The 11,950-nt window shown below is 48.9% G+C and carries 9 protein-coding genes, 1 tRNA gene and 1 pseudogene; 3 read left to right on the forward strand and 8 right to left on the reverse strand.

Features of this window, described 5'->3' with window-relative positions; translation table 11 throughout:
• Window positions 1-573, forward strand: coding sequence for a YqgE/AlgH family protein (locus tag J4F31_05095; protein MCE2495939.1), 573 nt, complete (start codon window positions 1-3; stop codon window positions 571-573).
• Here the strand turns inward: J4F31_05095 and J4F31_05100 are convergent.
• From J4F31_05100 to J4F31_05115, 4 genes are all read right to left on the reverse strand, one after another.
• Complete coding sequence (locus tag J4F31_05100) at window positions 570-1,421, reverse strand: aminotransferase class IV (GenBank protein ID MCE2495940.1); 852 nt, start codon at window positions 1,419-1,421, stop codon at window positions 570-572. The genes J4F31_05095 and J4F31_05100 overlap by 4 nt on opposite strands.
• Entirely contained in the window at window positions 1,393-1,878 is a 486-nt protein-coding gene (locus J4F31_05105; protein MCE2495941.1) for an HAD family hydrolase, read from the reverse strand. Before J4F31_05105 ends, J4F31_05100 begins: the two co-directional genes overlap by 29 nt.
• Before the next feature lie 64 nt (window positions 1,879-1,942).
• On the reverse strand, window positions 1,943-3,679 hold the full coding sequence (locus J4F31_05110; GenBank protein MCE2495942.1) for a T9SS type A sorting domain-containing protein: 1,737 nt from the start codon (window positions 3,677-3,679) through the stop codon (window positions 1,943-1,945).
• A 50-nt stretch (window positions 3,680-3,729) separates the two neighbouring features.
• Window positions 3,730-6,528 (reverse strand): TonB-dependent receptor, encoded by a 2,799-nt coding sequence (locus J4F31_05115; protein ID MCE2495943.1) that lies wholly within the window; start codon window positions 6,526-6,528, stop codon window positions 3,730-3,732.
• A gap of 127 nt (window positions 6,529-6,655) precedes the next feature.
• Here J4F31_05115 and J4F31_05120 point away from each other — a divergent pair, with 127 nt between their 5' ends.
• Window positions 6,656-7,408, forward strand: a complete 753-nt coding sequence (locus J4F31_05120) for a glycosyltransferase family 2 protein (GenBank protein ID MCE2495944.1) — start codon at window positions 6,656-6,658, stop codon at window positions 7,406-7,408.
• Here the strand turns inward: J4F31_05120 and J4F31_05125 are convergent.
• The 3 genes from J4F31_05125 to J4F31_05135 are packed head-to-tail and all read right to left on the reverse strand — an operon-like array spanning window position 7,387 to window position 10,090.
• The gene (locus tag J4F31_05125; protein MCE2495945.1) at window positions 7,387-9,042 is read right to left on the reverse strand and encodes a glycosyltransferase family 39 protein; all 1,656 of its coding nucleotides are present in this window, start codon (window positions 9,040-9,042) and stop codon (window positions 7,387-7,389) included. The two genes, J4F31_05120 and J4F31_05125, sit on opposite strands and share 22 nt — an antisense overlap.
• Entirely contained in the window at window positions 9,042-9,755 is a 714-nt protein-coding gene (locus J4F31_05130; protein MCE2495946.1) for a phosphatase PAP2 family protein, read from the reverse strand. The genes J4F31_05125 and J4F31_05130 overlap by 1 nt, the downstream gene beginning before the upstream one ends.
• Window positions 9,710-10,090: an SRPBCC domain-containing protein gene (locus J4F31_05135; protein ID MCE2495947.1), complete on the reverse strand. Its 381-nt coding sequence runs from the start codon at window positions 10,088-10,090 to the stop codon at window positions 9,710-9,712. Before J4F31_05135 ends, J4F31_05130 begins: the two co-directional genes overlap by 46 nt.
• A gap of 99 nt (window positions 10,091-10,189) precedes the next feature.
• On the opposite strand from J4F31_05135, the gene J4F31_05140 reads away from it, so the two are divergent.
• Window positions 10,190-10,263 (forward strand) — tRNA-Met (locus J4F31_05140).
• 375 nt (window positions 10,264-10,638) lie between these two features.
• Here J4F31_05140 and J4F31_05145 read toward each other — a convergent pair.
• A pseudogene (locus J4F31_05145) lies at window positions 10,639-11,871 on the reverse strand (ammonium transporter).
• Window positions 11,872-11,950: the final 79 nt, after the last annotated feature.

Here is an 11,950-nt window from a genome sequence, read left to right on the forward strand (position 1 = left end):
ATGATGAACCGTCATACGCCCATAAAGAAGGCCCGACAAGGCCGGTATCTCATTGCGGAACCCATGTTGCTCGATCAGAGTTTCAACAGAACCGTGGTTCTGCTGACCGAGTACAACGAAGAAGGATTTGTTGGTTTTGTTCTCAACAAACCGATGGATCTTTACATTCACGAACTGGTACCGGAGTTGCCCGAAAGTGATTTCCCCGTATTCTTCGGAGGTCCCGTGCAGAACGACAGCATTTTCTACGTTCACACGCTGGGAAGCCGCGTCAGCGGATCACTTCATATCGCTGGTGACTTGTATTGGGGTGGTGATTTCGACGAGCTAAAGGCTCTGATGCATTCGGGTTCGGTGAATCCTCAAGAGATTCGTTTTTTCATGGGCTACAGTGGTTGGAGTCCCCGTCAACTGGAGGGCGAACTCGAAGAAAAAAGCTGGGTAGTGCTCGAAGCGGGTTCCATTGACCCATTGAACGATGCCCCAGGAACCATGTGGAAAAAGGTGCTGTTGCACTTGGGCGACGACTACAAGATCTGGGCAAACGCCCCTAAAGACCCTATGCTCAATTAAGTGAGGGCCGTGTTGAGGTGCCGAGCCACGGCCTGAGCTTCGCTATTTTCGTACGACTTCTTTCTATACTGTTGCACCCACTCAATGCCGCGAATGGTATTCGTAAGCCACACCTCGTCGACCCGCTGAAGCTCAAATGGTGTGATCTCCGTCTCCTCGGCCTCGTAGCCCCATTTGGGTAACCACTTCAGCAAATTCGCCCTCAAAACACCTTTCACACAGCCTTGGGACAGCGCGGGAGTCTTGATGGTTTTTCCCTTGACTAGCCAAATATTGCTACTCACGGCTTCTACCAAATGCTTGTGCTCGTTGATCAGAAAGCAATCGTCGAATCCGTTCTCCCGGGCAAAGATCCCGGCGAGGATATACACTTGTGCGCTGGCCGATTTTAAATTCGAGAGTAGTCCGGTGGGTTTCACATGGTCCTGAAAGAGTTGCATGATCTTCCCTGCCTGCGGCAAGATGTACTCATCATCGACCAAAGGATAACATTCTACCAGGTAGCTCACCTCGCTTGTTTCGGGAACGTAGCCACCGCCACCATTTCGGAATACAGTAAATCGTATGCGCGCTGCGCCTTGCTCTAGCGCATTGGCGTCTAACGTTGTAAGTATCTCTTGCTCGAGGTGCTCAGGCGACCAGCTAATGGGGATATTCATGCGCAGAATGCGCATATCGCTCATTAAGCGAAAGTAGTGGTCTTCCCAGAAGAGGATCTTCCCGCGAGCGAATTTAATGGTCTCAAAAACCCCATCGGCGAATCGAAAGCTGCGATTCGAAGGGGACAACCGTACTTCCACATCGGGCCGCAAGGCCCCATTAAAATTGATCATCGCTAAATACGTCATTTAGGTTTGAGTTCACCGGGACGAGGATCCCGGGAACTCCTGCCGCCGCCGCGCAATCGATGTCGCGCTGCTTGTCACCGATCATGACCGATGCCGATGCATCGACCTCGAACCGTGCCAAGGCCTTTTCCACCATAATGGATCCCGGCTTTCTGGACAAGGAGCGCGTGTAATCGTCGTGGTAAGGGCTGTAATATATCTCCGTCAATTGAACGCCGTGGGCTTCGAAATGTGCACTCATTCGGCGGTGAATATCCTCAACCGTCTCGAGAGAATAGCGACCCTTGGCGACGCCACCTTGATTGGTGATCAAGATGAGCAGGTAACCTTGATCTTGTCGCTTTTTGAGAAACGACTCGATACCGGGTAAAAAAGTGAATTCGTCCCAAGATGTGGTGTAGTCTCCGGGGTCGTGGTTTATAACTCCATCGCGATCCAAGAACAAGGCTTTATTCATGCCGTAAAAGTAAGAAAGCCCCGAAACAACGTTCCGGGGCCTTCCAATTAATTCTTGACGTTCCTTACTGAACGATCAGTTTACGCGTTCCGCGCGAACCGTCTTCGAAATCGAAGTTGAGGAAGTACACCCCGGCATCGAGATCTTCCAAATTCCAGCAAAGTGAAGTTTCGGTAACATCGGCACGACGAACGATCTGCCCCATAGAGTTGATCATTTCAACGCCCGATACTCCTTTTGGAGCCTCAGCCAAATCAATGGTCAATTGATCCACAACTGGGTTTGGATATACGTCGATCATGTTTGCGATTTCAGCTGCTTCATCCACGCTGAAGATCTGCGCTCCTGGTAAGTTCAAGCTCAACATCACACGAGGCAACAAGTAACCCTGAATGGTATCGAGGTATGCATTTCCTTGCGCAGGACTCATGTTCGGGTTCGATGCCAATCCGATCATGTGAATGGTGTTGGCATCATAGGTCGTTCCCAACTGGCCGTTTACGGCAGCTACAACTGCAGTCAATGTGTCCAGATCCCACCACTGCCATGGAGCGCCATTTTGCTGCAATTGTGATGGAGCCAACGGCATGATTACGGGGAAGCATCCTTCGAGGTAATTCTCAACGGTGATGTTGTTATTGGGCGCTGGCAAGAAGTAGCTATAAGTTTCGCCGTAGATCGCACGAGCGCGATCGGTATAAGCATCACCCCAAAAGCTCAATCCGCGGAACGCATCGTTGTTTCCGAGTTGGTTGGCTTTTTTCATGAACAAGTTTGGACCTTGCACTTCAACAACGTCCTCATTGGTCGTAGGAACGATAACGATACCGTTCTCGAACGGAGCATAACCATCACGTAGAGCGTGGAAAGAAACCATTGGTACATCTCCGGCTTCGAGCCACGAAGTGTCGGCCAATGCTCCACCAGCATTCGCACAGAAAGCGATTTCAGAATCGAATCCGTTGTCCTGGTACAAGTTCAAAGCACCACCAAGCCCGTCGAGATTACCAACAGTGTTGGTGTCGATGTACGACTGGCCAGCGGCCGGACCTGTAGCCCAAGTGAATTTAGGCAGACTTACCTCAGCGAACTTATCCATTGTAGCGTAAGCGAGAGATACGTAACCTCCTGACCCTTCACCGTAAAGTACGATGCGGTTAGGGTTGGTCTTATACGTATTGGTAGTTGCTGCATCGGCCTTCAAGAAACGCACACATTGCTTGGTATCGTGAATAGCGCGGTAAACTGCATTGAGCAGTTGTGCACGGCGCGACTCAACCGTAGAGGCTAGTGGATTCCATCCGCCGCGGTAGCTCATTGAAACAGCAACGTAACCTCGAGCGGCAAAGCGTTTTGCTAAATTAACGAGTGAGCTGTCAGTACGTGTTCCGGTTGCCGATCTGTTGATGATCTGTGGCAAAAAGTTACCCGTGTGAATCAAAATGATGACTGGCCGAGCACCTTCCGTATCAACTGACTGATCGGGCTCGTAAATATCCATTTTCAAGTCAGTCACCTTTACTACTGATGATTGATCTGCAGCGTAAGGTGTGTAGTAGTTAGCTGGAATTGGGCTACCTGTTGCGATTGCCGTATTCAAAGCTACTAGGTCCGATTGGACTTGTGCAGCATTGTTTGGATCGGCCAAATCACCGGAGATCAATACATCTACGTTAGTACCGTATGTGACGCCTTGTGTTACGTTGATCTGAGTAAATACAGGATCGTAATAGCGCAATTGAGCGAAAGTCGTAACGCCAGCGACGATCGCGATCAATAAAAGAGATAATTTTTTGTTCATAAAAACAATGTGTTAGGTTCTTGAATGAGCTAAAATAGTGAATTAGGCAGTTATTTCTTCGTGTCGAGGTCGAAAATGACCTGAGCGTAGATCAATCGACCCACGGTCGGGCCTCCATATACCTGTACAACGTCGTTGTTCAAAACGTTCGACGCTCCAACTTTGAAGAGCAGGTTCCAATCGGGAATTCCATAATTGGCCTGTACATCCACAAGTGAATAAGATGGTACGATTCCGGTGAACTGTGGCGATCCTTCGAACAAGAAGCTGTCGACCCATTTGTAGTTCACGCTCCATCCGAGGTTCTTAACTCCGAAAATAGTGAGGTCTCGTCCAGTAACTCCCAGGTTGTACTTATGCTCCGGGGTGTTGAACGCCGGAATAATGGGATCGTCGGAATCGCGGAGATCAAGTCGGTTCCACGAATAGTTCCCATTGAGGATGTAGTTTTCGTTCACGTAGTAGTTGGCCCCAATTGAAAAGCCTTGAGTAGATACTCGATCACGGCTATTGGCGGCAATACGATACACTTGAACAGAGCTCGGTGGAATACCTCCTTGATTCGGAATTCCAGCATCAACCCCGACATTGAATCCAATAAAGTTATCGTACAAACTGTAGTAATAGGTAAGGTCGACATAGGCCTTTGTACCCAATGTTGTCCTATACCCAAACTCGATGGTCTTCACCTGCTCCGGTTTTATCGGATATACGCCGAAATATTCGATCTGATCGGGTTGGAGTGTGGCGATGTAGTCTTGGAACGAGCTCACGGTGATCAGCGAATCGTACCCGTCCAGATTTCCGATAAGAATGGCGCGCCCTACGTTGTAGTACAGGTATTGATCTTGAAGAGTAGGGTTACGAACCGCAGAACTGAATGTTAAGCGCAAGGTATTCTTCTCATCCGGTGAAAATACTGCTGATACCGCAGGCGAAAAGACAAAGTCAAAATTCTGATTTTTATCGACCCGCAAGGTGGCGTTGAGTTTCAAGCGCTGATCCATCAATCTTTTCTCAAGTCCCACATAGGCCCCATATTCAGAATTTCTGATCACGATATTGGCCGTATCGTAAAAAATGGTTCCTCTGCTGTCGGGCAAGTACTGACGGAAGTTACCCCCTACCACGATATCCCCGAAAGTAGGTGTGAATTTGTACTCCCCGTGAATGTGATACAGCGCACTCTTATCATAGAATCGAGATCCCCCTTCCTGGAATGAGCGGGAAGTTACCCAATTGAAGAGTGAATCGTACCGCTCAGTACCGGGTTCAAAATAGGCATAGCCTCCCGGGCGCGGTGTGCTGTCTGTATAGATCCGCGTAGCGTCATGGAAATCTTGAATCGCGTCTGCATTCTGCTCGAGCAATGAATAATACAGGTCTTCATTGAACGGAAAAGTATTAAGAACCTCGCCTATGGTAACGGTATTCCCATTCCCATCGACTCCCGCTAGGTCTTTTACTTGGCTACTGTATACGCTTCTCCAATAAGCCTTGTAGTCGATCAACCACTCGTCGATATCCTTTGATACGTCCTGCATTTGAAAGGCCGTGAATACCGCATCATACGTGTCACCCGCATCTTCATTGGTCATGAAGGCGCGCAAGAACCACTTTCCTTCTTTTTTGATCTCGAACCGGTTCTGCATGAACTGAATATTCTTCAGGCTGTAGCGATTGTCTCCTTGGTATACCGTTGTTCCCGTACCGTAATTGAATGCGTAGATAAGTTCTACATCCGGCTTGACCTTGTAGTGAAGACTGGCGGCGAATTTTCCGTTGCGCGTGTTGTAATCAACGAGGTCCAATTCCGAATAACCGGTTCTGTGAATGATACCTAATCCCGGAACATCGCGCAAACTAAGAGCATCGGTGTAATCATTACTGCGGCGCGAAACATCTTCATCGCCATAGAAATTGACGCGATCCCACCCTCCCGGATTCCCAAAAGGGGCATCTGATTGGTAAATAGGTTGGTCGTTCGTTGCTTCCCAGTCATAGGCGGACAAATAGAATAGGTTCAGTTTGAGCGCGAATTTATCTTCTCCTTTTTTGTTTTGCCATACGTTGGCATAACGAAAAGCTGTCTCGGTCAACGAACGCTCCCCTACTTTAAGCGATGCACTTATTCCTTCGTAACGCCAGGGATCTTTAGTTTCCATTTGGATGACACCGTTGAATGCCCCAGGGCCATAAAAAGCAGAACTAGCACCTGCGATAATGTTCACTCGAGCAACGTCGAGATCACTGGCTCCGAGGAAGTTTCCAAGGCTAAAGTTCAATCCCGGTGCTTGGTTGTCCACCTCGTCAATGATCTGCAAAGAGCGAACCGGAGAGGTGCTGTTGAAACCGCGGGTGTTGATGATCTTGAATGCCAAGCTGGCCGAAGTCATGTCTACACCTTTTAAGTTGCCCAAGGATTCGTAAAAGGATCCAGAGGCCGCCTCTTTAATGGCGATAACATCGAGCGACTCTACGGTCAGAGCGGCTTCTTTCTGTTTTTTGGTGATCCGCGATTCTACGACCGTTACATCGTTGAGGTTAAAGCTCATTGGTTTCAATTTGGCGCGAACGAAGAAGCTGGCGTTCTTCACTTCTATCTCTTCTTGTTCGTATCCTATGTAGCTTATTTGAATATTCAGCGGAAAGCTTTGTCCCATGGGGTTCAACTCGAAGTTTCCGTCGAAATCAGTAGTCGTTCCGATCTGCGTGCCTTCAATGACGACTCCGGCTCCAAAAACGGGTTCACCTGATTCTAGATCGGTGACGGTTCCACGAATGCGTTGGGCATTCGCCGCAAGACCAAAAAAAACGAGCAGGATAAGCCAGCCCGCTCTAAAGTGCATACTCTTCATTTTATCTTCACGTTCCAAACAGCTTCCTAAGCTAAAAAAATATCGCCGCAATGACGGTTTAGCCGCTTTACAGCCATATTTATTACTTTTGCCGTCGCCCAATAAAAAGGGAATCCCCATGGTCAACGGAAAGAAACTCATCGTCGTACTGCCTGCTTACAACGCAGCAAAAACCCTGGAACAAACCTACAACGAGCTCCCTATGGACTTGGTCGACGATGTAATTCTCGTTGATGACCACAGCCCCGACAACACCATCGAGGTCGGAAAACAACTCGGCATCAAACACCTGATCCGACACGAGCAAAACAAGGGCTACGGTGGAAATCAAAAGACTTGCTACAACAAGGCTATTGAGCTAGGCGTTGATATTGTCGTCATGGTACACCCCGACTACCAATATACTCCAAAACTGGTAGCCAGTATGAGCTACTTGATCGCCAATGGACTATACCACGTAGTATTGGGTTCGCGGATCCTGGGCAAAGGAGCTTTAAAAGGTGGCATGCCTTGGTATAAATACGTGGCGAACCGGATCTTGACCTTGGCACAGAATATTCTATTGAGCAAAAAGCTTTCGGAATACCACACGGGGTATCGCGCTTTTTCGAAAGAGGTTCTCGAGTCGATCAACTACAATGTGAATTCCGATAATTTCGTATTCGACAATCAGATGTTGTCGCAGATCTTCTACGCGGGTTACGATATTGCCGAGGTTACTTGTCCTACCAAGTATTTCGACGACGCTTCTTCGATCAACCTCAAGGACAGTTCTGTGTACGGGCTCGGAGTTCTCCGCGTTTCGGTCATCCACCGCCTGTGTAAGTGGGGAATCATGAAGAGCAAACTCTACGATCCGCCCAAACCCTGATCGATCGGTCTGTAGTAGAGAACATATCCGCCTTTTTCATCGACCACTTGTAATTGGGGGAATTCCTTCAGGGTCTTTTCTTTTCGCGTATTTCGACCAACGAAGTAGGCCGGTTTGTCAATGTCCCCGGTCAACAGCCATTTCCCGTCGCGCATATCGTCCGGTTTAGGAAGCGGTCCGGACTTTTCGCTGTAAAAGAGGTAGCCGTACGATTTCATTCCGATCGGGTGAATATAGGCCCCTTCGGCCCCTGCCCTTTTGTAGAAGTCTATGGCCGAACGTTGAAGGTATATTTCCGCCTGCGGCGTGATGTGGATGATCAAGGTAAGGGACATCAACAGCCCGACGAGGAGCTGATAGCGCACCCAAGAAACCTTTCCGGCCGATAGGCCGAGTAAAAAAACAATCGAGAGCAATACGAAAACGGGGCCCGCCCACCGCGTTAGGACCGACCACGACACCTCCTGTGTGAATTGAGCGGCGGTGAATGCATCGATCTCGGACCAATTGACCCGGGCTCCCCACACATTGATCCAAGGTAGAGCACTGTACGTTGCTCCTAGGAGTATTGCGATCAAAATACCGAGGACAGTCAGCCCAATGTGTAGCCTGCGGTTTCGCGTTTCGAAGCGGTAGAGTGTCAATGCGGCTAAGAAAGTTAGCGGGAAGTACGCCATGGAGCTGTAATGGACGATCTTGGTTTTGACGATCGAGAAAAGTATGAGGACTACCCAGAACAGAATCTTCATCCAGAGGTGGAAATGATCGCGCTCGTACGTTTGCAACCTCATTCTGGGAACCGCGGGCATTGCAAAGAGGCTGATCGGGAAGCAGCCAATTAGGATTACTACGAAATGGTACCAAAACGGTTGTGCTTGACCGGCCACGTCGGAACTGAACAGATTCGATTGTACGCGAATGAACTCGGCGACGACTTCGGGAGTTCCGGTAGCGGCGTGATACAAAAACCAAGATTCGCCCGTTAGGAAGAATACGGCAAGGAACAGCAGGATATGTGGGAGCCTTGGAAAGCCGTAAAATCGTTTAACGACGAAGTAAACGGCTCCGGCCAGCAGGAAGACGAGTAATCCGACAGGGCCTTTGATCAGCAGTGCCAACCCTAAAAAGAATCCACTCATTATGACCACCCGCTTTTTTCGCTCCTGATACTTCGAGGTGAAGCGAATTCCGTAGTAAACCCCGAGAAAAATAAAGAGGTTGAACCAGGGGTCTATGATCCCCGATTTAAAGTAAAGTACCGGAAGCAGGGCTCCGAGGTAGGTCAAAACCCACCACCAGGCCAGTCGAGTATCGAACCATCGTCGGCCTATATTATATATAACGACCAAGGTAACGGCGCCACAAATCGCATTTGGGAAACGGGCTGCGAATTCATTGACACCGAAGATGGACATGCTTATGGCCTGCATCCAGAAGAACAGTGGTGGTTTTTCAAGAAAGGTTTCAAAGTTGATTTGAACCAGGGCGTAATTCTGGGTCAGCAGCATTTCACGTGCTGCCTCGGCGAAGTTCAGTTCGTCCCAATCGAAAAGATGCACTTCACCGAGGAACGGCACAAAGAGCATTAACGCCCCGAGAAAAATGAGTACGCTGTGTATAAAGGACTGCTTCATTATAGTCGAATGAGAGGCCTATCTAGGGCGTTGGTTGTTGGATTCATCTCCCTCTTATAAAAAAAAGGAAACACCATCGCGGCGACAGCCGTACCGATCAAGGAACCGAGGTATACGTCTTCCAGGAAATGCTGATTGAGTTGAATTCGGCTCCACCCTACTGCGAGTGCAATGACACAGAATACCAACGAGGCGGCGCGGTGACGCACTATGAGCGCCAAAGAGAAATACATGCAAAATGCGGCGGCCGTATGCCCTGATGGAAAGCTGAAATTCTCGTGCATTTCTACCCCCGGAACAGTCATGAGATCGGGGTGATCCCTGAAATAGTGGATTGGCCTATAATGATCCGCAAATACCCGGTGCTTCAAGTACTGAACGATCACGCTATCGAGCACACTGGCGGTAAGCACAAATAAACCTGCCCTTAAATGAACGAACAGAATCAGAGTCAATACGACTACACCAACGAAAATACCATCTCCTAAAAAGGTGATCCACTTAAAAATTGTGTCTAGAAACGGCTGATGAAACCGTTGGAATCCCAGGTGAAGTACCTTGAGGTCATCGCTCACGTAAAGGGAATATCCGGCCCTCAATAAAAAGATCGAGAATGGGACCAAGAACCAGAAAAGCGATCGCGTCAGATCCCTTCGGTGGGTCCGCATCACGAGCCGATGGCGTGCAGCAGGGTGTGGATTTGGCTTTCCCATAGCATTTTGCTTTCCTCCACTTCATCCTCTTCAGCGTAATCGGTAACGATGAGGGACACGTCCTTAGTGAGGTCATCGATTTCTATGCGGAACTCGAAGTAAGAATCATCGTCGTTAGCGAGCCAGTGTAGTTTAATGTAAACATTGGGCTTTTTACTGATGATCTCGGCTTCTTCTTGGCTGTCATCCCAGATGAAAACGTACTTTTTACCTCGGAAATTCACATCGTCCGAAAACCATTCCGATAGGCCTGAAGGCGTGGTCAAGTATTGATACAACATCTTTGGGGAGGCCTTAACCGGGAATTCTAGCTGATATTTAACCTTGTCTGACATGTGGGGGATGAATTGCTGGGTCGCAATATATAAAAAGATAGGGTTAGGAATATTGCTGTGAAAAATCAATTTACCTTATATTTGCACCCTCAAAAATACGGCGAGGTAGCTCAGCTGGTTAGAGCGTCGGATTCATAACCCGGAGGTCGCGAGTTCAAGTCTCGCTCTCGCTACAACAAAGACAAGGTACTGCTTCGGCAGGACTTTTCTTTTAATGGCCTAAACGGAGTATGCTCTTGTGCAAGTCCATTGAAAGGAAGGTAGCAAACCGAAAGGTTTGCCTTGTTTTTGTTGTGGGCTACCCCTACACTCAGCGACCGAAGGGAGCTAATTCTCGCTCTCGCTTCGATTCAAATAAGGTCCCGCAATAGCGGGACTTTTTCGTTTTACCCCCGAATAAAACTTGCTTTAACGAGTGAGGAAAAGCAAAATAATGCGCCGAATGAAGTGAAGCCTTATTTGATTGGTACGGCTCCTCCATCACTCAGTAGCTGAAAGAATTTCCCAACAATCACGATAGAAAGGGAAAGTTACGCTGAAGTTCCCTATTAAGCCCGCTTGAAAACGGCTTCCCCGTGAACGGCGCGATTAAGCCCTTCATGTTCCTCCTGTTCTGAGACCCTCATGGGAATCAACTTGTCTACGAACCGAAGAATGAAAAATGAAGACAGTCCGACAAAAAGCACGACCATCAACATACTCAGCAGATGCTTGATAAATAAGGGCGGATTCCCCGTGGTTGCCCACCCTCCATCTTCGGCGTATACGCCAGTGAGCAGCATACCGATCATTCCACCTAATCCATGACCGGCGAAAACGTCCAAAGTGTCGTCAACAGTCGATCTTTTGAATCGCTCCACCACTACGTTACTGACCAAGGCGGCCGTTAGTCCTATTCATATGGACGGTCCATAACTTACGAATCCGGCCGCAGGCGTTATGGCTACTAGTCCGACCACTGCACCAATCCACGCTCCCAAGGCCGAAGGTTTTCGGCCCATGACCACATCAAAGAGTATCCGGCCGATCATAGCCGCAGCGGATGCAAAATGCGTATTCACAAAGGCCTTTACGGCCAAATCTTCTGCGGCCAATGCAGACCCGGCGTTGAATCCGAACCACCCGAACCAAAGCAGGCCGGTACCGAGAATAACATAGGGCACGTTGACCTCTGAGGGGTCAACTATCTCCTTTTGCTTACGCGGTCCGAGGTACCACGCCCCCACCAACGCCATCACCCCCGCACTGATATGGACCACGGTTCCACAAGCGAAATCCAATTCTCCAAGTTGATACAAGACACCATCAGGATACCAAGTCCAGTGCGCAAGCGGGCAATAAACGATCAGCGAAAACAGTACCATAAGTACTACGCAGCGACAGAACTGCAATCGTTCGGCCATTGAACCCATAAATAAAGCAGGTGTAATAATGGCGAACTTCAACTGAAAGGCCGCGAATAAAATGAACGGGGTGCCCGAGGCGATCCTCGGATGGGGTGCTGTGCCAACCTCATTGAAGAACGCGAAGCTGAGCGGGTTGCCAATCCAGCCGTTGAGGCTGTCACCAAAAGCCTGACTAAACCCTATGGCATACCGGAATATACTGACCACGCCGAGCGCTATGAAGCTCCGGAGCATGGTGCTGACCACATTTTTGGCGCGCACCATTCCTCCGTAGAAAAAACTGAGTCCCAGCGTCATAAGCAGTACTAATCCGGCCGCCGTCAGCATCCACATGCTCCACTTCTCTTTCGTCTTATCGACAAAAGTAGAGATCATGGTGAAGGCTTACCCTAGTTAGTAACACTTAAAACTAGTGATTTCCATTGATATTGATGGTCTGGCAGCAGCGAAGAAG

It is taken from the genome of Flavobacteriales bacterium (genome assembly GCA_021296215.1).
Lineage (GTDB): Bacteria > Bacteroidota > Bacteroidia > Flavobacteriales > ECT2AJA-044 > ECT2AJA-044.